The 23,993-nt window shown below is 70.4% G+C and carries 15 protein-coding genes; 11 read left to right on the top strand and 4 right to left on the bottom strand.

Going from position 1 to position 23,993, the window contains the following annotated elements:
• Positions 1-34: 34 nt before the first annotated feature.
• On the bottom strand, positions 35-6,235 hold the full coding sequence (locus tag P8R59_RS06675; protein ID WP_278103263.1) for an OmpL47-type beta-barrel domain-containing protein: 6,201 nt from the start codon (positions 6,233-6,235) through the stop codon (positions 35-37).
• Positions 6,236-6,349: 114 nt separating this feature from the next.
• Entirely contained in the window at positions 6,350-7,372 is a 1,023-nt protein-coding gene (locus P8R59_RS06670) for a LacI family DNA-binding transcriptional regulator (protein ID WP_278103262.1), read from the bottom strand.
• A gap of 161 nt (positions 7,373-7,533) precedes the next feature.
• Here P8R59_RS06670 and P8R59_RS06665 point away from each other — a divergent pair, with 161 nt between their 5' ends.
• From P8R59_RS06665 to P8R59_RS06650, 4 genes are read left to right on the top strand one after another with little or no spacing between them, the layout of a single operon-like run.
• The gene (locus P8R59_RS06665; RefSeq protein WP_278103261.1) at positions 7,534-8,829 is read left to right on the top strand and encodes an ABC transporter substrate-binding protein; all 1,296 of its coding nucleotides are present in this window, start codon (positions 7,534-7,536) and stop codon (positions 8,827-8,829) included.
• Positions 8,830-8,887: 58 nt separating this feature from the next.
• Entirely contained in the window at positions 8,888-9,796 is a 909-nt protein-coding gene (locus P8R59_RS06660; protein WP_278103260.1) for a carbohydrate ABC transporter permease, read from the top strand.
• A 1-nt stretch (position 9,797) separates the two neighbouring features.
• A complete protein-coding gene (locus P8R59_RS06655; RefSeq protein WP_278103259.1) occupies positions 9,798-10,706 on the top strand; it encodes a carbohydrate ABC transporter permease in 909 nt (302 codons plus the stop codon).
• A 2-nt stretch (positions 10,707-10,708) separates the two neighbouring features.
• Positions 10,709-12,661: a glycoside hydrolase family 127 protein gene (locus P8R59_RS06650; RefSeq protein ID WP_278103258.1), complete on the top strand. Its 1,953-nt coding sequence runs from the start codon at positions 10,709-10,711 to the stop codon at positions 12,659-12,661.
• Positions 12,662-12,708: 47 nt separating this feature from the next.
• Here the strand turns inward: P8R59_RS06650 and P8R59_RS06645 are convergent, their stop codons facing one another.
• Together P8R59_RS06645 and P8R59_RS06640 are read right to left on the bottom strand one after the other, a co-directional pair.
• Positions 12,709-13,908: a lactonase family protein gene (locus P8R59_RS06645; RefSeq protein WP_278103257.1), complete on the bottom strand. Its 1,200-nt coding sequence runs from the start codon at positions 13,906-13,908 to the stop codon at positions 12,709-12,711.
• Between the two features lies 1 nt (position 13,909).
• Positions 13,910-15,196: an adenylosuccinate synthase gene (locus P8R59_RS06640; RefSeq protein ID WP_278103256.1), complete on the bottom strand. Its 1,287-nt coding sequence runs from the start codon at positions 15,194-15,196 to the stop codon at positions 13,910-13,912.
• A 119-nt stretch (positions 15,197-15,315) separates the two neighbouring features.
• Here P8R59_RS06640 and P8R59_RS06635 point away from each other — a divergent pair, with 119 nt between their 5' ends.
• The 7 genes from P8R59_RS06635 (at position 15,316) to P8R59_RS06605 (ending at position 23,812) form a co-directional block, all read left to right on the top strand.
• A complete protein-coding gene (locus P8R59_RS06635) occupies positions 15,316-16,044 on the top strand; it encodes a Pr6Pr family membrane protein (RefSeq protein ID WP_278103255.1) in 729 nt (242 codons plus the stop codon).
• A 10-nt stretch (positions 16,045-16,054) separates the two neighbouring features.
• Positions 16,055-17,497: an argininosuccinate synthase gene (gene argG / locus P8R59_RS06630; protein ID WP_278103254.1), complete on the top strand. Its 1,443-nt coding sequence runs from the start codon at positions 16,055-16,057 to the stop codon at positions 17,495-17,497.
• A gap of 277 nt (positions 17,498-17,774) precedes the next feature.
• Entirely contained in the window at positions 17,775-18,383 is a 609-nt protein-coding gene (locus P8R59_RS06625) for a TetR family transcriptional regulator (RefSeq protein ID WP_278103253.1), read from the top strand.
• Positions 18,380-18,994, top strand: coding sequence for a hypothetical protein (locus P8R59_RS06620; protein ID WP_278103252.1), 615 nt, complete (start codon positions 18,380-18,382; stop codon positions 18,992-18,994). The genes P8R59_RS06625 and P8R59_RS06620 overlap by 4 nt, the downstream gene beginning before the upstream one ends.
• Complete coding sequence (locus P8R59_RS06615; RefSeq protein ID WP_278103251.1) at positions 18,991-20,886, top strand: YhgE/Pip domain-containing protein; 1,896 nt, start codon at positions 18,991-18,993, stop codon at positions 20,884-20,886. Before P8R59_RS06620 ends, P8R59_RS06615 begins: the two co-directional genes overlap by 4 nt.
• 212 nt (positions 20,887-21,098) lie before the next feature.
• Positions 21,099-21,641 (top strand): SRPBCC family protein, encoded by a 543-nt coding sequence (locus P8R59_RS06610; protein ID WP_278103250.1) that lies wholly within the window; start codon positions 21,099-21,101, stop codon positions 21,639-21,641.
• Between the two features lie 209 nt (positions 21,642-21,850).
• Complete coding sequence (locus P8R59_RS06605; RefSeq protein ID WP_278103795.1) at positions 21,851-23,812, top strand: MDR family MFS transporter; 1,962 nt, start codon at positions 21,851-21,853, stop codon at positions 23,810-23,812.
• Positions 23,813-23,993 lie beyond the last annotated feature (181 nt).

Below are 23,993 nucleotides of genomic sequence, written 5' to 3'. Positions count from 1 at the left end.
GGGCCGGGGGCGAAACGCCCCCGGCCCCGGGATGTCAGGCCGAGCGGCGCCGACGGAAGCGGGCGATCGCCAGGACGATCAGCCCGAGCAGCAGCACGCCCACGCCGATGCCGATCGCGACCTGGGTCGACGCGGCATCCTGTCCCGTGACGGCCAGCGGCGGCGTCTGCGACGACGTCGCCCCGGGGGCGACCACGGTCACCTGCGCGGTGAGCTCACCGCCGGGCACGACCAGCGCCACCGTGTGGACCCCCGCCTCGGCGTAGGCCGGAACCGTGAACACTCCGCCGGCGGTGCCGTCGGCGCCGACCGTGAGGGTGCCCAGGCGCGCCGGGGTGGAGCGGAACTCCACCGCGAACACCGTTCCCGGAGCCGCGCCGCTGACCGAGACCGGCAGCTGCCCGCCCGGTGCCACCTGGGCGACGCCGATCCGGACGACCTCGTTGCCGGTGAGCGAACCCGTCGGCTCGGATCCCGGATCGGTTCCGCCACCGCCACCGGGGTTGGTGCCGGGGTCGGTGCCGGGGTCGGTCGTCTTGACGGGCACCGCGACCTCGGCGACGTCGGAGACGTTGCCGGCGACGTCGGTCACCCGCACGCGCACCGTTGTGGCGGCATCGCCGACGGCGATCGGACCCGATGCCGCGGTCCACGCCCCCTCGCCCAGCTGGTACTCGACGACAGCCACGCCCGAACCGGCATCCGCGCCGGTGGGGGTCACCGTGCGCGATGCGGCGTTCCACCCCGCGTCCGCGGTCGGCTTAGTGGCATCCCGCTTCACCTCGACGCCCACGGGCTCGGAGGTGTTGCGGGCGGCATCCTTCGCCCGGAACGACACGGTGGTCGTCCCGTCGGTCGCGACCTCGAGGGGCGCGGTGTAGGCCGCCCACGCGCCGTCGCCGACCCGCACCTCGACGACGGGAGCGTCGTCACGGTCGTCGATGGCGGAGGCCGAGACCGTCACCGTGCCGGTGTGCCAGCCGCTCGCGGGAGCAGCCGGGTCGACCGTGGTGGTGACGACGGGCGCCTGGGTGTCGGGGACCGGGGTCTCCGGCTGCTCCCACACCTGCCATTCCTTGATGCCCACGCTGCCCTTGCCCTGCTCGGTCCCGACCGGGTCGAGCGCGAGGCGGAGCTTCGTCGTGGTCACCGGGTCGAACGACACCGTGTTGTACGTGTCCTTCGCGGTGCCGTAGGCCCCCGCGTTCTTCACCGGCACCCATGCGCTCGTCGTGGCATCCCAGTACTCGGCCTTCCATTCCGCCGGGACGTCGATGCCGAGCCCCTGCGCGTCGATGTTCGACACGAAGTAGACGCCCAGCTCGCCGATGGTCACGGGCTCGGTCCAGTCGTACTGCACCCACTGGTCGGTCACCTGGGGCCAGACGCCCCAGACGTTCGCGTTGTCGTTGGGCGTGACATCGCCCGACGACGTGGGCTGGACGTTGTCGTTCAGGCCGGTGACCTTGTTCCATCCGGCGGTTCCGGATGCCGTGGGGGTGGCGAGCAGAGCGACGTTGCGCTTCTGCGAGCCGTCGGCCTTCGGCACCGTCCGCTCGACGACCGGCGAGACGTTGCCGGCCTTGTCGGTGGAACGCACCTGCACCTTCGTCTCGTCGAGTCCGACGAGCACGGAGCCCGCCAGCGCCGTCCAGTCACCCGAGTCGCCCAGGCGGTACTCGATCGACGCGACGCCCGACCCGGCATCCGTCGCGGGCGCCTTGACCGTGCGCGAGACCGCGTCGGCGGTGACCTCGACGGCCGGGGCCGTGGTGTCGATGCGCACGGTCTGCTCGGCCACCGGCGAGGTGTTGCCCGCCGCGTCCGTCGCCCGCGCCTGCACGACGTGGGATCCGTCGCCGGTCACCGAGACGGTGCCGGTGTAGGCGCCCCACGCTCCGGCGTCCACGCGCACCTCGATGCGCGGAGAGGCGTCCTGGTCGTCGCGCGCCGTCACGTCGACGGCGACCGCCTGCGTGTACCAGCCCGAGCCGGGAGCCGCGGGCGACACCTGGAACGCCACCGTGGGCGCCTTCGTGTCGTCGCCGCCCTCGCCGACGGTCACCGCGGCCGACGCGGCCTTGGTGCCGGGCAGGTCGCTCTGGACCGTGCCGGCGACCGTGAACTGCCCGGGGGCGGCGTAGGAGTCCGCGGCGACCGCGTCCCACGTCACCGGCAGGTCCTGGCGCGAGCCGTCGTTGAACAGCACGCCCACCGCCTTGGGCAGCACCGGCGCGACACCCGGCTGGGTGCGGCTGGTCACGGCATCCACCTGGTTGATCTGCCCCGGAGCCGTCGCGCGGACCCAGACCGTGGCCTTGGCCGACACCGGCGAGCCGGGGACGATGCCCGACACGGGGAAGCTGCCCTCACCGGCGACCTGCGCGTCGCTGACCGCGGCCCACGTCACGGGGAGGTCGGCGTGGCTGCCGTCGGAGTAAGTGGCATCCACTGTCGCGGGCAGCGCCGGCTTCGTGCCGACGGACGTGCGGACGTCGATCGGCTCGATCGAGGTGGGGGCGTCGGCGAACACCTTCAGTTCGCTGACGGCGACCGCCGCGTACGGTCCGTTCCCGGCCGCCTGCAGCACGACGCGGAACCTCGTCGTCGTGACCGCGTCGAACGTGACGGAGTTCGTCTCGTCGCGCTTCACTGTGTACTCCGAGGCGCCGGCGACGTCGGCCCAGTCCGAACCGGTCCAGTACTGCGCCTTCCATCCCTTCGGGACGTTGACGCCGTTGGCGGAGTTCGCGTCGTCCTGGTCGCGCCAGAAGCCGACCTCGGCTCCGGCGATGCGCTGCGGCGTGTTCCACTCGTACTGCAGCCAGCGGGTCGCCGGGTGGTTGCCCGACCACGTGCCCCAGATGTCGCTCTGGCTGCCGCCGGTGAAGAGCACCTTGCCGTCGTTGACGGCCTTGACGTTGTTCCAGCCCGCCGTGTACTCGGCGGTCGGGGTCGCCTCGGGGGCGACGTTCGTCCCCGCGGTGACCGGCTCGCCCTGGACGGTCACGTCGGTCTGCGACGTCTTCTCCCCGTCATCGGCGGTCAGGCGCAGCACGTACTGGCCCTTGTCGGAGAAACGCGCGGTGGTGGAGGCGGCCGCGGCGTCGTCGAAGAGCACCGTCGCCCCCTCGGGCGCGCTCACCACGCTCCAGGTCGACGACACCGTGCCCGAGGGCAGTCCGTCGTCCTTGACCGTGCCGACCAACGCCGCCGCGCCTCCGACCGATGCCTGGAGGTTCTGCCACGCCGTCACCAGCGGAGCTTCGTTCGTGGATGCCGGAGCGGCCACGCCCGTGCGGAACACCTGCAGCTCCTTGACTCCGGTCTTGAAGCCACTCGCGTGCGTCACCGTCAGACGCACCGCGTCACCGGTCACCTCCGGGAACTGCACGTGGTTGTAGTTCGCGCGCGGGTACGCCGGCGTACGGGCCTGCTGCGGGATCACCGACCACTGCCCGCCGCGACGCACCTCGAGGGTGTAGACCGACGGCTCGGCGTATCCCGGCGCGGTCGCCGAAGAGGAGCTGTCGTAGAAGTACGGGCGGATGTCGTCGAACGTCTTCTCGCCGCCGAGTTCGACGGTGAGGGAGTCCTGCGCGGTGGGCGAGCCCGCGGTGCCCCAGAAGGGCTCGTTGATCGTCGTCCCGTCCACGGCCCCCGAGGGCGCACGGCCGGAAGCGGAGTAGGTCGCGGTTGCCGAGCTCGCGAGGTTCGCACTGCCCGTGCTGGCGGTGCGGACGTCCGCACCCGCCTTGGCGAACAGATCGACGACGCGGGCGTCATCGGCGAAGCGCACGTCCTGCGGGGCCTTCACCGACGATGCCGTGGCCGTGGTGACCTTCGCGTCGCCCTTGACGACCTCGACCGTCCCCGACGCGGGGTCGTAGACGACGTGCGAGAGCTTGTCGACGGTGAAGGCGAGCGTGCCGTCGAGGAAGACGGAGTACCCCTCGGGCACGTCGTCGCCGTAGTACCGCGTGCCGCCGGGAGCGTCCCACGTCACCGTCAGGTCGCGGTCGCGGTAGCGGATGTTGTTCGCGGTGAAGTGGTCCCAGCCGATGTCGATCGGGTCGAGCTCGATCTTGGCGTCGTCGCGGGTGCGCACGCCCATCGCGTCCTCGATCATGGTGAAGTTCGTCGCGCCGAGGATCGTGTGGTGGATCCAGGAGCGGTAGTCGATCTTCTGCGGGTCCGCCGAGCCGTTGGCCCAGAACTCGTTCTGGTCGGGCAGCCGGTTGTCACCGCCGTTCTGGTAGTGCGCCCACGCGTTCCAGTACAGGAGCTTCTTGTACCACTCCGCGTTGATCGCGTCGGTGGGGTAGTCGCGCAGCACCTTCGAGAGCATCCGGAAGGTCACGGTCGAGTTGATGACCGAGAAGTTGTTGCTGCCCTGGCCGCCGGTGGCGTTGTACGCCGCCTGGTCGGCCTGGTTCGCGGTGTAGAAGGGGAAGATCGGGTACTGCTTGTCGTCGGCGAAGAGCCGCAGCGCCTCGACGTAGTCGTCCTTGTAGTCGGGGTCGCCGGGCTTGGGCACGAGGCCCACCGAGAACGGGTAGTAGTTGTTGATCTCCTTCCAGGGCACGTGCTCGCCGTTGCTGGCCATCGCGTGCTCGAGGAGCTGGGTGTCGGGGTTCCAGAGCACCTTCATGACCTGGGTCTTGATGTTCTGCGCGAACGCCTCCATCTCGTCGGCCTTGGCGGTGTTGCCGGCCGTCCGGTAGGCCTCGGCCGAGGCGAGGGCGTTGGAGTAGAGGTAGGCGTTCTCGGCGCGGTCCTGGTATCCGCCCTTCCAGTGGAAGGACACGGCATCCGCGTCGTTGCCGGTCATCGCGCCCCAGTTGTACTCGATGAGGCCGTTCTTGTTGAAGTCGTACGCGTCCTGCAGACCCTTGACGTCGTCCTCGGCGTACTTCGCCAGGTTTCCCGCGATCGCGGTCGGGCCACCGTGCAGCTCGTACGAGCGCCACGCCGCCTCGGAGATGTACTGGGTGTAGCTGTTCGACCAGTTCGCGGGGTCGCCGGGGTTGTCGACGAACTTGTAGCTCTTGCTCGTCTCTCCCGTCGAGACCCAGGGCCCGTACGAGTAGATCGGGTCGCGGAAGTACTTCAGGTCGTCGATGAACATGCCGGTGGTCAGCACGATCGAGTTGTTGTACCCGAGGACGCCCTCCATGGCGACCGGGAACTGGTAGGTGTTGCCGGGCATGTCGGCGTCGAGGAAGTTGAACCGCATGAGCCACCAGCGGTAGAACAACGTCTTGTCGATGTTGTCCTCGGGGGTGTCCAGGTACGGCACGTTCTCGGCCCACCACCGGTTGTAGGCGGTCACGTGGGTCGTGTACGCCTCGGCCGGCGACTGCGTCCGCGTGGCGTCGTAGTCGGTCCGCGACTCGGCGATCTCGTCGGTGATCAGCCCCAATTGCACCTTGGCCGTCGCGCTGCCGCCCGCCGGGATCGACAGGGTACGCGCGAGGGTCGCGCCCGCGGGCGAGAAGCCGTCGCCGGAGAAGCGGGGAGACAGCTTCGTCAGGTCGTTCAGCGCCGTGACGTGGCCGACGAGTTCGTCGCCCTCGGCGGTGGTGGCGTAGGGCGAGGATGCCACGAGCTCGACCTCGACCGCCCCACCCGTGGAGCGCACCTCGAGGTCGGTCACGAGCACGTTGGCATCGGTGATGAACTTCGTCTGGACGACCTCGATGCCGCCGCCGCGGTGGACGCTCCGCCAGTAGCTCGGCGTCTGCTTCCGCTGCGCGACGTCCTCGGTCAGGGTGACGTCGGCGCCGCCGACCCGGGCGGTGATCGTGTAGCCGGAGCGGCCGTCGATGGCCTCCCAGTACGCCAGCTGGCCGCCGAACCCGAGGGCCGCGGGGTTGTGCTCCTTCATGAATGCCGCGCGCCCGCGGGTGAAGAGCCACTGGTTGTTGTCGCCGAAGCTGCCCGCGTCGCCCGTGCGGGCGAGCATGCGGTCCATCCAGAAGTCCTTGTCGACGCTCGTGCCCGCGCCGGCCGCGACATCGGCGTCGAAGATCTTCTGGAGCTGGTTGCCGGGGGTGTAGGTCACGCCCGTGGCCGGGACGGGGGTCGGGCTACCCGAGAACGTGGGGTAGCCGATGTCGGTGTTGGCGGCCTGCGCGGGGGCTGCGGCGACCAGGGTGGCGACGATGGCCGCGGAGGCGATCGTGCCGATGGCCGCGCGGCAGGTGCGACGGCTCGAGCGATGTGGGGAGTCCACGATGTCTCATCCTCTCGGTCTCTCTCTTCGCCGAGAGAGACATGCGGGATGAAACGCTAAGGAAACGCTTACGTTTTCTCAATCCTTTTCGAAGATTTCGAAGGGAGCGAAAAGTCAGCGGCGCGCGATCGTCGATCCGCGGATGATCAGGCGCACCGGGAGCTCGGTCGTCCCCGACTCCAGGCGCGCGCCGTCGATCGCCTCGAAGACCCGTTGCGCCGCGAGCCGGCCGAGGCGCTGGAGGTTGGCATCCACCGTCGTCAGCGCCGGACGCGAGTTCGTCGCGAGGATCTCCCAGTTGTCGTAGCCGACCACCGCGAGATCGTCGGGCACCGTGCGGCCGAGCTCGCGCACGGTCTCCAGCACGCCGCGCGCGATCTGATCCGACCCCGCGAAGATCCCGTCGATGTCGGGATGCCGAGCCAGCAGCATCGCCGCAGCGTCGCGCCCCCAGTTCTCGGACCACTCCGAGAACATCGGCTCGCCCACCAGCTCCAGCCCCGCCGCCGCGAGCCCCTCGCGGGCTCCGGCGAGACGGTCTTTGGCCGCGGCGTAGGTCGGGTCGCCCGACACGTGGGCGATGCGCGTGCGCCCGCACGAGATCAGGTGCTCGACGGCGAGACGCCCGCCGGCGCGGTTGTCGGGTACGAGCGAGAGGTCGCGCGGATCGTCGGAGGGAGAGTAGGCGTAGACCACGGGAACGGGGATGTCCGGTCCCAGCGACGGCCGCGGGTCGGTCTGCCGGCCGACGACGATGATGCCGTCGACCCGCCGGCTGAGCAGCGCCCGCAGATGGTGCTGCTCGCGGATGGCGTCCCCGCGGGCGTCGCAGAGGAAGACGTTGACCTGCCCTGCCCCGAACGCGTCTTCGGCGCCCATGAGGATCGGCAGCACGAAGCGGCCCTCGAGGTCGCTCGTGAGCAGGCCCACGGTGCCCGTCCGGCCCGCCACCAGACCCCGCGCCATCGCGTTCGGGGTGAAGGACAGCTCGTCGGCCGCGAGCAGCACACGACGGCGCGTCGCGTCGGCGACATCCTCGCGCCCGTTCAGCGCCTTCGACGCCGTCGCGATGGAGACCTGCGCCCGCTTGGCCACGTCGCCGAGCGTCACCGCGCGATTCGCTCCATTGCCACTCACCGGCGCCTCCTTCCGAAAACCTTATCGAGATGTGTTGACCATAGTGCCTCAGGTGGATAGTGTCCCGAAATGGGTTTCGAGTTTTCGAGCCCGTCCCGATCACATGTGCGACAGCGGCGCCCGCCGCAGCGCTTACTCGATGAAGAGCAAGAGGAGTACCGATGATGCATTCCCGGAGCCGGACCGCACTGCGGACGCTGACCGCCGCGCTCGCGGCAGGCGTGCTGGTGGGGTCGCTCACCGCCTGTGGCAGCAGCAGCACCACCACCGCCCCCGCCGACATCCCGGCGGAGGGCACCGACGACGGCACCAGCCTGACGCTGTGGACGCGCGCGCCGCTGGAGAAGCAGGCGAAGGAACTGGTGGAGGCCTACAACTCCAGCCACAAGAACCAGGTCGAGCTGACCGTCGTGCCCAACGACGACTACGTCGCCAAGGTCGGCGCCGCCGCGGGCTCCGGCGGACTGCCCGACCTCTTCGCCGCCGACATCGTCTACGTGCCGAACTGGGTGCAGCAGGGCCTCTTCCAGGACGTCACCTCGCAGATCGACGGCCTCTCCTACAAGGACACCCTCAACAAGGGCCACCTGGATGCCGGCACCCTCGACGGCAAGCAGTACGTCCTGCCGTTCGTGCTCGACCTGTCGGTCATGATGTGGAACAAGGACCTCGTGAAGGAGGCCGGACTCGACCCCGAGAAGGCCCCCGCGACCCTCGCCGACTTCGCCAAGACCGCCAAGGCCGTGCAGGCGCTGAACAAGCCCGGCGTCTCCGGCACCTCGACGGGCCTGAACTGCGGCGGCTGCCTCCTGTTCACCTGGTTCCCCTCGATCTGGGCCTCGGGCGAGGACGTGCTCAACGCCGACGGCACCGAGTCGCTGCTGAACAACAGCGCGGCCAAGGACGTCTACTCCACGTGGAAGGACCTCCAGGCCTCGGGCGCCGTCGCCCCCGGCTCGACCGACGAGACCGGCGCCACCTGGGTCGCCGGCTTCCAGGAGGGCAACGTCGGCATCATGCCCTTCCCCGCCACCCTGCTGCCGGGCCTGACCTTCGACGCCGGCGTCGCGGGCATCCCGGGCGTAGACGGCGGCGAGTCCACCTTCGTCGGTGGTGACGGCATCGGCATCTCGAAGGACTCGAAGCAGTCGGCCCAGGCCTGGAACTTCCTGTCGTGGCTGACCTCCGAGGACGCGCAGGTGGGCGTTCTCGCCAAGGGCGGCAGCACCGTGGCGCGCTCCGACCTCGCCGACAACGAGTACTCCGCGAAGGACCCCCGCCAGGTCGCGATCAACGAGGTCGCGGGCAAGGGCAAGACGCCCGTCGCGCTGAACTTCCAGCAGGCGTTCAACGCCCCCGGCAGCCCGTGGCTGACCCTCGTGCGCAACGCGGTCCTCGGCGACGGCAACACCGTCGACGCGGACAACGACGAGATCACCGCGGTCCTCGCGCAGTAATCCTCGCGGGGGTGCCGGCGGACACGTCGGCACCCCCGCACCCCTCGGAAGGAACACCGTGGCTCTCTCCCTCTCGACCCGGCGCCCCCGCCGGTACGCGCGCTCCGCGCTCGGCGGCCCCGTCCAGGGCTGGCTCTACGCCGCCCCGACGGCACTGTTCGTGGTCGCCCTCTTCGTCATCCCCCTGCTCCTGGTCCTGCAGATGTCCGGGTCCGATTGGCCCCTCCTGCGCGGGAACATGGGTCCGAACTTCCCCGAGAACTTCGCGGATGCCGTCAACCACCGCCTCTTCTGGGATTCGGTGCGGTTCACGGTGCTGTACACCGTGATCACGACGGTGCTCCTGATCGGCCTGGGCCTGGGGCTCGCGCTCCTCGTCCAGGAGTCCACCGCCTGGAAGGGGTTCCTCCGCACCGCGTTCCTCCTGCCGAGCGCGCTGGGCCTGGCCTCGGCATCCCTCCTCTTCTACGTGCTCTACTCCCCCATCGCTGGGCCCTTCGCGGGCCTCATGCAGTCGTGGGGGATCACGTTCCTCGGCTCCCCCGAGGGCGCGCTGTGGTCGACGGTGTTCCTCATCGTCTGGCGCTTCGCCGGCTTCTACATGCTGCTGCTGCTCGTGGGTCTCCAAGGCATCCCGGAGGACATCTACGAAGCCGCCCGCATCGACGGCGGGAGCCGCTGGCAGATCTTCCGCGACATCACCGTGCCGCTGCTGCGGCCCACCTTCGCGCTGACAACCGTGATGTGCGTGACCGGCTCGCTCCTGGCGTTCGACCAGTTCTACATCCTGACCAAGGGCGGACCCGACAACAGCACCATGACGGTGGTCCAGCTCATCTACAACATCGCCTTCCAGGGTCAGAACAGCCTCGGCATCGCCGCCGCGCTGTCGGTGATCATCCTGGTCGCGCTCGTCGTCATCAACGTCGTGCAGCTGCGCGCGTTCCGCCGCACCGAGGAGGCCTGACATGGCCCTGACCGACACTCCCGCCCGCCCCGCGACCCTGAGCACGCGAGCGATCGTCGCACCGGGATCCACGGGCCGTCGCCGTCGCTCCCAGGGCCCCGTGCTCTGGGGACTCCCCTCGAAGATCTTCACCGGCGCGCTGGCGATCATCTTCCTGTACCCGCTGGTGTGGACGGGCGTGGCATCCGTCAGCCCGCAGGCGGGGACCAGCCAGGTCGACGGGTGGGGGTTCGCCAACTACGCCAAGCTGGCGAGTTTCCAGTCGGGGATCTGGGTGCACCTGGGCAACTCGCTGTTCGTGTCGGTGTTGACCGTCGCGCTGACGCTCACCGTGTCGTTCTTCGGCGGCTACGCGTTCGCGCGCTTCTCGTTCCCGGGCAAGAACATGCTGTTCCTGCTGGTGCTGGCGATCCTGATGGTCCCCTACGCCACGCTGCTCATCCCGCTCTACGTGATCCTGAACGCGGTGGGGCTCCAGAACTCGCTCGTGGGCGTCGCGTTGGTCCTGACGATGTTCCAGCTTCCGTTCTCGATGTTCATGATGCGCATCTCGTTCGAGTCCGTCCCGCGCGAACTCGATGAGGCGGCCCTCGTCGACGGCTGCACGAGCTTCTCAGCCCTGCGCCGCGTGCTGCTCCCCGCGGTCAAGCCCGGGCTCATCACCGTGGGCCTGTTCGCCTTCCTCACCGCGTGGAACGACTTCATCGCCCCCCTGATCCTCATCAACGACCAGTCCAAGATCACGCTGCCCCTGGCCGTCGCGAACCTCCGCGGCCAGACCATGGGCGTCATCGACTACGGCGTCACCGAAGCCGGAGTCGTCGTCCTGGCGCTGCCGTGCATCGTCCTGTTCCTGATCCTCCAACGTCACTACGTGCGCGGCTTCATGTCCGGCGCCTTCAAGGGATGACCATGTCCACCACCCTCCCCTCCCGTCCGCTCGACGTCGCCTCCCCCGGAATCGTGATCGCCCCCGTCGTCCCGCCGCGCTCGGCACTGCGCCCGCTCGGCCTCGGCGAGGTCCGGATCACGGGCGGGTTCTGGGGCGACCGGCAGCGCGTGAACGCCGCCCACACGCTCAGCCACATCCTCGGCCGCCTCGAGTCCGAGGGCTGGCTGCCCAACTTCGACCTCGCGGCCGCGGGCCGGCTCCCCGCCGGCCGCCACGGCCGGGAGTTCTCCGACTCCGAGGTCTACAAGTTCCTCGAAGCCGCCGCATGGGAGATCGGCCGCAGCGACGACGCCGACCTCGAGCGCACCTTCCGGGACGTGGTCGCCCGCGTCGCCGCCGCCCAGGAGTCCGACGGCTACCTGAACACCGAGTTCGGCCGCCCCGGGCAGCAGCCCCGCTGGTCCGACCTCGAATGGGGCCACGAGCTGTACTGCCTCGGGCACCTCTTCCAGGCGGCCGTGGCGCGCGAGCGGACGCGGCCGGGGGCCGACGACGGGCTGCTGACCATCGCCCGCCGTGCCGCCGACCTCGTGTGCGACGTGTTCGGACCCGACGGCATCCCGGCCTTCTGCGGTCACCCCGAGATCGAGACGGCCCTGGCCGAGCTCGCTCGCGTGACCGGGGAGCCGCGCTACGGACACCAGGCAGCGCTGTTCGTCTCGCGCCGCGGCCACGAGACGCTCCGCGACATCGAGTGGGGCCGCACCTACTTCCAGGACGACGTCCCGGTGCGCGACGCCGAGGCTCTCAGCGGCCACGCGGTGCGGGCCAACTACCTCGCCGCGGGTGCCGTGGACGTGGCGGTCGACACCGCCGACGAGGCGCTGCTCACCTCCCTCCGCCGCCAGTGGGACCGCACGCGCGGTCGCCGGACGTACATCACGGGCGGTCAGGGCTCGCACCACCAGGACGAGGCGTTCGGGGTGGACTGGGAGCTGCCTCCGGACCGCGCCTACTCCGAGACCTGCGCCGGCATCGCCTCGGTGATGTTCTCCTGGCGACTGCTGCTCAACGACGGCGACGCGGCGTACGCCGACCTCATCGAGCGCACCCTGTACAACGTCGTGGCGACCTCGCCCGCGGCGGACGGACGCAGCTTCTTCTACGCCAACACCCTGCACCAGCGGGTCCCCGGCGTGGTCGCCGACCCAGACGGCACCTCCCCGCGCGCGTCGTCGTCGCTGCGGGCGCCGTGGTTCGAGGTGTCCTGCTGCCCGCCGAACGTCGCGCGCACCCTCGCGAGCCTCGACGCCTACATCGCCACGGCGGATGCCGATGGCATCCAGCTCCACCAGTACGCCCCGGCGCAGATCCGGACCGTGCTCGACGACGGCCGCCCCGTGTCGCTCGACGTCGAGACCGTGTACCCCGCGGACGGCACCATCCGCGTCACGGTGAACGACGACGCCGCGGGCGAGTGGACGCTGTCGCTGCGCGTGCCGCAGTGGGCGGAGGGCGCGCACATCGCCATCCGCTCGGGCGGGGAACTGGTCGACACGCACGCGGTGGCCCCGGGGGTCGCCCGGGTGCGTCGCGAATTCCGCGCCGGCGACGTCATCGAGCTCGAGCTCCCCATGGCGCCGCGCGTGGTCACTCCCGACCCCCGCATCGACGCGGTGCGCGGCTGCGTCGCCGTCGAACGCGGGCCCGAGGTGCTGGCTCTGGAATCGACCGACGTGTCGGGCATCGACGACGTGGGCGACGTGTGCCTCATCGGCGACCCCGCGCCGTTCGAACGCGACGGACGGGTGTGGGTCCGCGTCGGTCACCGCGTCGTCCCGACCGACCGGTGGCCGTACCGGGAGTCGACGGCACCCGAGGTCGCCGACGCGGATGCCGTTCCCCTCGTGGCTTACCACGACTGGGGCAATCGCGGGCCCTCGACGATGCGGGTGTGGATCCCCACCTCCTGAAGCCGACTCGGCGCCTCACCTCGCGGTGGGGCGCCGATGTCGTTCGCTCAGCGCAGGGGCAGCAGGCGCGTCGGCGAGGGGGACGCCGTGCGGTGGCGCACCCGGCCCGGGACGCCCGTGCGAGCGTCCAGCGGGAGCGAAACGATCTCGTCGGCGAGTTGACCGGCCACGAGCAGCGTGTCGTTCACGACGACGTGATGCCGCGGCCAATGCGTGCCGGCCTCGGCGAGCGCGGTGAGCTGCAGCGCCTCGCCCGCGCCGCGCACGGCGAGCACGCCGATCGTGTCGCTGCCGCGCACTCCGGCGTAGAGCGTGGTGCCGTCGCGGCTGGTGCAGAGCTCGGCGGCGGTGTCGCCGTCGAGCGTGCCGAGCAGCGGCTCGCCCGACAGGACGCGCCAGCGCCCCTCGGCATCCGGGGTCAGGACGAACACCTCGCGGCTGAGCTCGGTCACGATGTACAGGTGACCGGAGGGATGCCAGACCCCGTGGCGCGGCCCGCTGCCCTTCGGCAGCACCACCTCCTGGACGAGACGCAGACCGGCCCCGCTCGAACGCCAGAACCGCACGAGGTCGAGACCCATGTCGGTGGTGGCCAGGAGCCCACGCGGAAGGATGATCGTCTCGTGCGCGCGGGAGACGCGCGCACCCGCGGCCGCCTCCTCCGACTCGGCATCCGTCTCGGGCACGGCGTCGTACTCGGGAACGAGGTGCCCGAACTCCGCGCCCGCCGCCTCGCGCAGGGCGCGCGCCGCGGCAGCGAGGTCGGGCACCGCGGCGCCCGAGACGGCCGCCCCGGTCTCGACGACGAACGGGTCGACGGTGGAGCCGTACGGGTCGTTCGCCGCGGCGGCGATCACGGGCGATGAGGGGCGGCCCGTGGCATCCAGGGCGATGCGGACGACGCGACCGTCGCCCCAGCAACTCGCCACGAGGAACGATCCGTCGGGGACGACGGCGACGTGGCACACGGCCTCGCCGGCGTGTACGGGCGCGCCGAGCGGGGCGAGGCGCGTCTCACCGGTGCGGCGGTACGCCTGCACCGTGCCCTCGGCCTCGAGCGCCGCGTACAGGACGTCGAGCTGCGGGTGCGGGGCGACCCACGACGGTGAACCCGGCGCGGCGACGGCGGTGCCGACCATGCCGAGGGGACCGGAGGCCCAGACCGAGTCGACGTCACCGGCCCGCAGGATGCCGATGCCCTCGGCAGACCCCGCGTCGGGGGCGTACGCGCCGACCCAGAACCGCACGTCAGTCGATCAGATCGTGGCGGACGATGACCTGGTCGCGCGCCGGACCGACGCCGATGACCGAGATGCGCGTCCCGCTCATCGCCTCGAGCGCGAGCACGTAGTCCTGCGCCGTCTGCGGCAGCTCGTCGAACGTGCGCGCGGTCGAGATGTCTTCGCTCCACCCGGGCAGGTACTCGAGGATCGGCTTCGCGTGGTGGAAGTCGGTCTGGTTCACCGGCAGGTCGTCGTACCGCTCCCCGTCGACGTCATAGGCGACGCACACGGGGATCTGCTCGAGACCGCCGAGGATGTCGAGCTTGGTGAGGACGAGGTCGGTGATGCCGTTGATGCGCGTGGCGTACCGCGTGATCGGGGCGTCGTACCAGCCGACGCGACGGGGACGGCCCGTCGTGGTGCCGAACTCGAAGCCGCGCGAGCGCAGCCAGTCGCCGCTCTCGTCGAACAGCTCGGTCGGGAAAGGACCGGATCCGACGCGGGTCGTGTACGCCTTGACGATGCCGACGATGCGGTCCAGGCGGTTCGGGCCGACGCCCGAGCCGGTCGAGGCGCCACCGGCCGTCGCGGACGACGAGGTGACGAACGGGTAGGTACCGTGGTCGACGTCGAGCATGGTGGCCTGGCCGCCCTCGAAGACGACGACGTCACCTGCATCCAGGGCGTTGTTCAGCAGGAGCGAGGTGTCGCTGACCATCGGGCGGACGCGCTCGGCGTACGACAGCAGGTCGTCGACGACCTCGTCGGCGGTGATCGCACGGCGGTTGAAGATCTTCACGAGCAGGTGGTTCTTCTGGTCGAGGGCTCCCTCGACCTTCTGCCGCAGGATGTTCTCGTCGAACAGATCCTGCACGCGGATGCCCACGCGGTTGATCTTGTCGGCGTAGGCAGGGCCGATGCCCCGACCGGTCGTGCCGATCATGCGCTTGCCGAGGAAGCGCTCGGTGACCTTGTCGAGCGTGCGGTGGTACTGCGTGATGATGTGCGCGTTGGCGCTGATGCGCAGACGGCTCGTGTCGAGACCGCGGGCGTTGAGCGCCTCGAGCTCGTAGAAGAGCACCTCGAGGTCGATGACCACGCCGTTGCCGATGACGGGGGTCACCCCGGGAGACAGGATGCCGCTGGGCAGCAGGTGCAGGGCGTACTTCTCGTCTCCGATGACGACGGTGTGCCCCGCGTTGTTGCCGCCGTTGAACTTCACCACCCAGTCGGTGCGCTCACCGAGCAAGTCGGTGGCCTTGCCCTTGCCTTCGTCGCCCCACTGGACGCCGACGATCACGATTCCGGGCATGTGCGCTCCTCGCGTGTTATCCGGCGGTACACCCCATCCTATCGAGCGGTCCCGACACACCCTCCCGGGGTTGTCCACAAGCCCACCCAGCGTCGCCGCGGCGTCATTACCCTGGGCGCATGCTCCGCTCCCCCACCTGGGCCACCGTCTGGACTGCTCTCCGCCTCGCGATGGCCGCGCTTATCGTCGCCGCGATCGTCGCCCAGTTCGTCTCCACCGTCGCCGGCGCCGTCGACGGCGGCCGCGACGTGCTCACCACCGTGACGAACTTCTTCAGCTTCTTCACGATCCTCTCCAACACCGCCAGCGTCGTCGTCCTGACCTGGGCGGGCGTCCGGTTCCTCTCGCGGGGCCGACGCCTCGAGCTGGATCCGCTCGCCCTCGCGGCCGCCCTCGCGTGGGTGTCGACCTACATGGTCATCACCGGCGTCGTCTACAACCTGCTCCTGCGCGGTCTCCCGCTCCAGCCCGAAACGGTGGGCTGGTCGAACGAGATCATGCACGTGTGGGGGCCGCTGTTCCTCCTGCTCGACCTGTTCTTCGGGCCGTGCCGGCGGCGTCTCCCCTGGAAAGCGGCCCTCGGCGCGGCGATCTTCCCGATCGTGTGGATCGTCTACACGCTTCTGCGTGCGAACTTCATCACCAACCCGAGCACCGGTGCGCCCTACTGGTACCCCTACCCCTTCCTGAATCCGTACGAGAGCAGCTGGGGCAGCGTCGTCGGCTACATCATCGGCATCGCCGTGACGATCGTGGTCGTCGCGATCGGCGCCGTCGCGATCGGGCGGGTACGGGGGTCGGCGGTCGCCACCGCCGACGTTTCGGGCCGCGGCATCCGTCCCGAATAGAATCGAGGGCATGTCCAAGGTCCTGCAGTCCCTTCCCGTCGGCGAGCGCGTCGGCATCGCCTTCTCGGGTGGTCTCGACACCTCGGTGGCCGTCGCGTGGATGCGCGACAAGGGCGCCGTGCCCTGCACGTACACCGGCGACCTCGGTCAATACGACGAAGACGACATCGCCTCCATCCCGGGCCGCGCCACGCAGTACGGTGCCGAGATCTCGCGCCTCGTCGACTGCAAGACCGCGCTCGTCGAAGAGGGCTTCGTCGCCCTCGCGTGCGGCGCGTTCCACATCCGCTCGGGCGGACGCACGTACTTCAACACCACGCCGCTCGGCCGCGCCGTCACCGGCACGCTCCTCGTCCGCGCGATGAAAGAGGACGGCGTCGACATCTGGGGCGACGGCTCCACCTACAAGGGCAACGACATCGAGCGGTTCTACCGCTACGGCCTGCTCGCCAACCCGGCGCTCCGCATCTACAAGCCGTGGCTCGACGCCGACTTCGTCACCGAGCTCGGCGGCCGCAAAGAGATGAGCGAGTGGCTCGTCGCCCATGACTTCCCCTACCGCGACAGCGCCGAGAAGGCGTACTCGACGGATGCCAACATCTGGGGCGCCACGCACGAGGCCAAGACCCTCGAGCACCTCGACGTGTCGCTAGAGATCGTCGAGCCGATCATGGGCGTCCGGTTCTGGGATCCCGCGGTCGAGATCGAGACCGAAGACGTCACCGTCGAGTTTGAGGCCGGTCGCCCCGTCGCGATCAACGGCACGCGCTTCGCCGACCCCGTCGAACTCGTGCGCGAGGCGAACACGATCGGCGGCCGCCACGGTCTCGGCATGAGCGACCAGATCGAGAACCGCATCATCGAGGCCAAGTCGCGCGGCATCTACGAGGCCCCCGGTATGGCGCTGCTCTTCCTCACCTACGAGCGCCTCGTCAACAGCATCCTCAACGAGGACACCCTCGCGACCTACCACGAGCAGGGCCGCCGCCTCGGTCGTCTCATGTACGAAGGCCGCTGGCTCGAGCCGCAGTCGCTCATGCTGCGCGAGTCGATCCAGAAGTGGGTCGGCTCGACCATCACCGGTTCGGTCACCGTGCGCCTGCGCCGCGGCGAGGACTACACGATCCTCGACACCGTGGCATCCGGGATGTCGTACTCGCCCGAGAAGCTGTCGATGGAGCGCGTCGGCGACGCCGCGTTCGGTCCCGTCGACCGCATCGGCCAGCTCACGATGCGCAACCTCGACATCGCCGACTCGCGCGCGCGCCTCGAGCAGTACGCGGCGCTCGGGCTCATCGGCGGTCCGACCGGTGAGCTCGTCGGCGACGTCGCCGCCGGTGGCGCCCGCGAGATCATCGAACCGGCCGCACCCCTCTCGGCCGAGGGCGAGCGCCTGGCCGACGCGACCGACGCCGCGGGCGAGTCCGCCGCGTTCGACTCCGGCACCGACTGACGCACCTCCCCGACGCCGCCCGCCGTCCCGGCCGGGCGGCGTCGTGCTGCGCGCGTCGGTCCCGTGCTGCGCGCCCGGGCGGCGTGGGCCGTGCGCCGCGCGCCCCGCACCCCGCGCCCCGCGCCCCATTTCACGTGAACTGGTCGAGGTCACCCCTCATGCCGCGCCACCGCGGGTGATCTCAGCCACTTCACGTGAAATGGGCCCCCGAACCTGGGCGCAGGCGGAGCAAGAAAGTGCACACGTAAGTGCAAGTTGTGGCGTACACTGAGGACCCGTGTCCACACCTGCCCGCCGCCGCGACGCCGTCGAGAACCGCGCCGGCATCGTCGATGCCGCCACCGCGGCGATCGGCCACGACCCGCACGCCTCCATCGCGGCGATCGCCGCCCGCGCCGGACTCTCGCGCCGCGCGCTGTACGGCCACTTCGACGACCGCAACGCCATCGTCCGCGAGGTGATCGCGGCGGGAGCTGCGCGCTTCAACGCCATCGCCGACCGCATCGACGACGCCGACTCCCGTCTCGCACTCGCGCGCCTCGCGTCCGAGCTGTGGCGCGAGGCCGCGCACGTCCAGGCCGCGGCCGCTCTCGCCCTCGACGACGCCCATCTGCCCGAGACCTCCGCCGCCCTGGCGCCGCTGCGCCGCCGGATCGACGCGATCGTCCGCCGCGGGCAGGACTCCGGCGAGCTGCGGACCGACCTGCCCGCGCCGACCCTGTCGCGCCTGCTCGAAGAGACCGGCCGCATGGTGATCGCCCGGGTGGATGCCGAATCGGCGACCGCCCGCTCGATCGCCGTCACCGCCGTCCTCGGCATCGCCGGACTGTCGTGGACCGAAGCCCGAGACCTGATGGATCAGCACCCCGACCTGGAGGCGCAATGAAGATCGTGCTCGACGCGGTCGCGAAAGGACGGGCGCAGCGCGCCCTCCCCGAGACCTCCACCTCGTACGAGACCGGGCGGGCGACCCTCGCCGTCGCCGAGACCGAGCAGCGCCCCACGGTGCTCGGGCTCGTGGCATCCGGTCGCATGAAGATCGACAGCGGATCCGTCACGATCGACGGACGCGTGGATGCCGGGGCCATCCGCCGCCGTGTCGCCCTCGTCGACGCCCCCGTCGTGTCGGAGCCGGAGTCCAACGTCACCGTCACCGGTGTCGTCGCGGAAGAGCTGATGTTCGCGGGTCAGGCGCCCACGCCCTTCGCCGCGCAGCGGTGGCTCGAAGGGCTCGGGCTCGACTCGTTGGCAGCCCTGCCGATCGGCAACGTCGATGCATCCGCGCGGATCCGGCTGCTGCTGGAGCTCGCAGCCCTGCGGAAGGACGTCGAAGGCCTCGTGCTCGTCGCGCCCGACCGGCACGGCGGCGAGCCCGCGGCCTGGTGGCGCATCGCCCAGGAGTTCGCCGAGCGCGGGTACGCCGTCCTCGTGATCGCGGGGCACGCCTCGCGCACGGCGCTCGAGACCGTCGACACCGAGAAGGAGGACGCCCGGTGAAGATCCCCCAGATGATCGCGGCGGAACTGCGCCGCCTCACGTCGACGCGCATGTCGGTGATCGCGCTCGTGGCGCTCCTGGCCGTGCCGATCCTCTACGGCGGCCTGTACCTGTGGGCGAACCAGGACCCCTACGGCAACCTCTCGAACGTGCCGGTGGCTCTCGTGGTCGACGACCAGGGCGGGGAGGTCAACGGCGAGCAGCGCAACCTCGGCGACGAAGCGGCCGAGCAGCTGCTCGACGACGGCACGTTCGAGTGGCACCGCGTGTCGTCCGACCAGGCCGACGCGGGCCTGCAGACGGGCGACTTCGACTTCATCGTGACCCTGCCGACCGACTTCACGGATGCCGTGGCCTCGCTGTCGACCGACACGCCCCGGCAGGCCGACATCGAGCTGCGCACCAACGACGCCAACAACTACCTCGCCTCCACGATCGGGACGCAGGCGGTCGCCCGCATCCAGACCTCCGTCGCGCAGAAGGTGATCGACGAAGCCAGCGGGACCCTGCTCGACGCCCTTCACACGATCCGCGTCAAGCTCGTGGATGCCACCACCGGGGCGACCCAGCTCGTCGACGGTCTCGCGACAGCCAAGGACGGCTCCGCCCAGCTCGTCTCCGGCTCGACGCAGCTCGCCGACGGGACCGCCCAGCTCTCGGACGGTGCGGCGCAGCTCCGCGACGGTACCGCGCAGCTCCGCGACGGCTCGGCGCAGGTCGCCGACGGTGCGCAGCAGGTCGCGGGCGGTGTCGACCGGATCGACGCGGCCGCCCGCCAGGTGGGGACGATCGCCGGCGACGCGGCCGCCCAGTTGCCGCAGGCGCGCGCCGACATCGCGAAGGCCCTCGCCGACGCCGGACTCGATCAGCAGCGCATCGATGAGATCCTCTCCCGCCTCGATCCGGTCGGCGACCGTCTCGAGGCCGCGAACACCCGCGTGCAGGAGACCGTCCAGCAGATCAACACCCTCGACGACGGGGCGCGGCAGGTCGCCGCGGGCAGTGCCCAGGTGGCATCCGGAGCCTCCACCGCGGCCGACGGAGCGTCCGCCCTCGCCGACGGTGCGAGCAGCGCGGCCTCCGGCGCCGCTCAGCTGCGCGACGGCGCGAGCCAGCTCGACAGCGGAATCGGCCAGCTCGCCGACGGGGCCACGCAGCTTCGGGACGGCCTGGCCGAGGGCGTCGCGCAGATCCCCGACTCCGACGACGCCACGCGGCAGGCCCAGGCCGCCGCCATCAGCGACCCCGTCGCGGTCGGCACGAGCGCCGTCACGAAGGCCCAGAACTACGGCGCCGGTCTCGCCCCGTTCTTCGCCGCCCTCGCCGGCTGGATCGGCATCTACGCCCTGTTCCTCATCGTGAAGCCCGTCTCCAAGCGCGCGGTGACGGCGCTGCGCTCGCCCTTCCGCGTGACGCTGGCGGGATGGCTCACCCCGGCCGGTCTCGGCGCGGTGCAGATGGTGGGCCTGTTCACCGTCCTCGCCGTCGCGCTGCAGTTCTCGTTCGCGAACCCGTGGGCGGCGCTCGGCATCCTGCTGTTCGCCTCGGCGACGTACGCGGCGATCGTGCTCGCCCTGAACGTGTGGCTCGGATCCGTGGGTCAGTTCCTGGGGCTCGTGCTCATGGTGCTGCAGCTCGTGACGGCCGGAGGCACGTTCCCGTGGCAGACCCTGCCCGGCCCGCTCGCCGCCCTGCACCACGTGCTGCCCATGGGGTACGTCGTGGATGCCATGCGCCAGGTGATGTACGGAGGCGACATCGGCCGCGTCGGTCCCGACCTGCTCGTGCTCGGCGCGTGGATGGTCGGGGGCGTGCTGCTCGCGGCGATCGGCGTGACGCGCATGACGCACCACCGCACGCTCCGCGACCTCCAGCCCAGCCTGATCGGCTGAGTCCCGCACTCGGCGGCTTTCGCGAGAAACGGCGTCGGCGGTGGGAAACGGCACGTCCCGTCGTTTCCCACCGCCGATACCGTTTTTCGGTGCCGTCACGTACGCGGCCTCGCGGTGCCGTCGCGCACGCGGCTGCGCACGCGCCGTCAAGACCGTGCGCCGAGGGGTGGCCGCGACATAGGGTCGGGACACGACGATCACGGAGGGATGCCATGGCCGCCCGCAACACCCGCCTGATGCGCTGCACCCCCGACGACCTGTTCGCCGTGCTCGCGGACGGCTGGCTGTACCCGGTGTGGGTCGTGGGGGCGGCGCGCATGCGCGACGTCGACCCGGAATGGCCGCAGGAGGGCGCGCGCATCCACCACTCGCTCGGCGTCTGGCCCGTGATGATCCACGACACCACCGAGATGGTCGAGTGGGACCCGCCGCGGCGGGTCCGCCTGCGCCCCAGGGCCGGGCTGCTGGGCCGCGGAGTCATCCGGTTCGACGTGCGCCCGCACGGGGACGGCATCGCCGTCACCATCGCGGAGGAGCCCGTGTCGGGGCTGCCGGCGGTGCTCCCCGGCATCCTGTGGCGCCCTCTGCTGGTGCTCCGCAACCACGAATGCCTCAACCGTCTCGCCTTCCTCGCCGAGGGTCGGCGCGAAGAGCGGGAGACGGGCGAACTCGAAGCCCGCCCCGAGACACCCGAGCCGGCCGAGGGCGCGGCCTCGCCCCAGGCGGCGAGCGACGCGCGGGAAGCCGACATCTGAACTCGGGGCGAACGGGAATGCGCAGCGCCTCGACGCCCTTATAGTTGACAAAACACAACTTCTTTTCGGCGCCGGCGGCCTCCCTCCTCCGGCCCCGCCCGAGCCGCGCCCGCCCTCTCGCGCGGCCTTCCTGTCGGCCCCCTTCGCCCTTCCGAGGAAACGTGACCACTGCTGCCGTGTCGACCCCGACCACCCGAAGCACCCCGGTGATGACTCACCGCCAGATCCTGTTCGTCATCTTCGGGCTCATGGCGGGCATGTTCCTGTCCGCGCTCGACCAGACCGTCGTGGGAACCGCGATCCGCACGATCGGCGACGACCTGAACGGTCTCAGCCAGCAGGCGTGGGTGACCACCGCCTACCTGATCGTGTCCACGATCGCGACGCCGATCTACGGCAAGCTCTCCGACATCTTCGGCCGCCGCCCGCTCTTCATCATCGCCATCGCGATCTTCATCGTCGGGTCGATCGCGGCGAGCTTCTCCACGTCGATGATCGAGCTCTCGGCCTTCCGCGCCATCCAGGGACTCGGCGCCGGTGGCCTCATGTCGATGCCGCTCGCGATCATGGGCGACATCCTCGCTCCCCGCGAACGCGCCAAGTACCAGGGCTACTTCCTCGCCGTCTTCGGCATCTCCTCGGTCATCGGACCGCTGGTCGGCGGCCTGTTTGCCGGAGCGCCCGAGATCCTCTTCCTCGCCGGATGGCGCTGGGTGTTCCTCATCAACGTGCCGATCGGACTCGTCGCCCTCGCGATCGTGCTGCGGTTCCTGCACATCCCCCGCCACCCGCACGGGGCCGTGCGCATCGACTGGTTCGGTGCGATGGCGGTCATCATCGCGCTGGTCCCCCTGCTGCTCGTCGCCGAGCAGGGCCGCGAGTGGGGCTGGACCTCGCCCATCTCGATCGCCTGCTACGTCGTCGGGGCCCTCGGCATCCTGGCGTTCATCCTGATCGAGCGCGGCATGAAGGACGACGCGCTCATCCCGCTGAAGCTCTTCCGCTCCTCCACGTTCTCGATGGCGACGATCATCGGAGTCTTCGTCGGCTTTGCGATGTTCGGCGCCATGCTGACCCTGCCGCTGTACCTGCAGCTCGTGCTCGGCTCGAGCCCGACCGAGAGCGGCATCCAGTTGCTGCCGATGATCCTCGGCCTCATGATCTCGTCGATCGTGAGCGGCCAGATCATCTCGCGCACCGGGCACTACCGGATCTTTCCCACGATCGGCACCGCCTTCATGGCGCTCGGCTTCTTCACGCTGACGTTCATCCGGTACGACACGTCGTACTGGCAGATCGCCGGAGCGATGCTCCTCATCGGCCTCGGCCTCGGTCAGCTGATGCAGACGCTCACGATCGCCTCGCAGAACTCCGTCGGCCCGCGCGACATCGGCGTGGCCACCTCGGGTTCCACGTTCTTCCGTCAGATCGGTGGAACGTTGGGCACCGCCGTGCTCCTGTCGCTCCTGTTCGCGCTCGTGCCGCTGAACCTGCAGACGAACTTCCGCGACCAGGGCACGCTGACCGATGCGTTGGATGCCGCCCTCGACCCGACCGTCGCGAGCGCGCCGGCCAACGCGGGCATCATGTCGAAGGTCTACGACCCGTTCGTCGAGAAGCTCACCGACGGTGCACTGACCGGCGCGCAGCAGGGCGTGGAGCAGGCCAAGACCGCCGCCGCGGACGCCGTCGCGCAGCAGGTCGCCGCAGGGACGATCCCCGCCGCCGCGCAGGCGCAGGTGACCGCGGCCGCGCAGGAACAGGCGATCCAGCAGGCGGCCGCCGCGATCCAGCAGCAGCTCCCCGTCGCGGAGGTCGCCGCGGACGGCACCGTGACGCTCGACTTCTCGGACGCCACCGCGCGACGCGCCTTCGTCGACCAGGCCGTCCCGCAGATCATCGACAACATGTCGGGGTCGTCGGAGTCGTCGTTCGACAGCAGCACCATGGATGACACGTCGTTCCTCAACGGCGCCGACCCGCGACTCACCAAGCCGCTGCTGGTGTCGTTCAACCAGTCGACCGTCGCGGTGTACTGGGTCGCGATGGGGGTGGCGCTCATCGCCTTCGTGCTGACGCTGTTCTTCCGGACGCCCCCGCTGCGCGCGAAGTCGGCGCTGCAGGAGTCGGCCGACGCCGAGCGCCACCCCGAGCCGGTCGCCCTCGGCTGACGCGCGGCCCGGGTCGGCGCCATCGCAGCGCCGCCCGGGCCGATGCATCGAGCCGTGGCATCCGCTCGATAAACACTTCTCGCTCGCATAAACGCTCTCTCATCGCGTTTATGCGAGCGAGAAGTGTTTATGCGTGGGGCGGCGAGCCCGCGTGCGGGAGCGCGATCGCGGCGCAGCGCAA

Source organism: Microbacterium proteolyticum (assembly GCF_029639405.1).
Classification (GTDB): domain Bacteria; phylum Actinomycetota; class Actinomycetes; order Actinomycetales; family Microbacteriaceae; genus Microbacterium.
The sequence above is the reverse complement of the archived record's forward strand: the minus strand, read 5'-3'. Positions and strand labels throughout refer to the sequence as shown.

Coding starts and splice junctions, on each gene's coding strand:
- P8R59_RS06665 (WP_278103261.1), top strand. CDS start 7,534: ATGATGCATTCCCGGAGCCGGACCGCACTGCGGACGCTGACCGCCGCG.
- P8R59_RS06655 (WP_278103259.1), top strand. CDS start 9,798: ATGGCCCTGACCGACACTCCCGCCCGCCCCGCGACCCTGAGCACGCGA.
- P8R59_RS06650 (WP_278103258.1), top strand. CDS start 10,709: ATGTCCACCACCCTCCCCTCCCGTCCGCTCGACGTCGCCTCCCCCGGA.
- P8R59_RS06640 (WP_278103256.1), bottom strand. CDS start 15,196: ATGCCCGGAATCGTGATCGTCGGCGTCCAGTGGGGCGACGAAGGCAAG.
- P8R59_RS06635 (WP_278103255.1), top strand. CDS start 15,316: ATGCTCCGCTCCCCCACCTGGGCCACCGTCTGGACTGCTCTCCGCCTC.
- argG (WP_278103254.1), top strand. CDS start 16,055: ATGTCCAAGGTCCTGCAGTCCCTTCCCGTCGGCGAGCGCGTCGGCATC.
- P8R59_RS06620 (WP_278103252.1), top strand. CDS start 18,380: ATGAAGATCGTGCTCGACGCGGTCGCGAAAGGACGGGCGCAGCGCGCC.
- P8R59_RS06610 (WP_278103250.1), top strand. CDS start 21,099: ATGGCCGCCCGCAACACCCGCCTGATGCGCTGCACCCCCGACGACCTG.
- P8R59_RS06605 (WP_278103795.1), top strand. CDS start 21,851: ATGACTCACCGCCAGATCCTGTTCGTCATCTTCGGGCTCATGGCGGGC.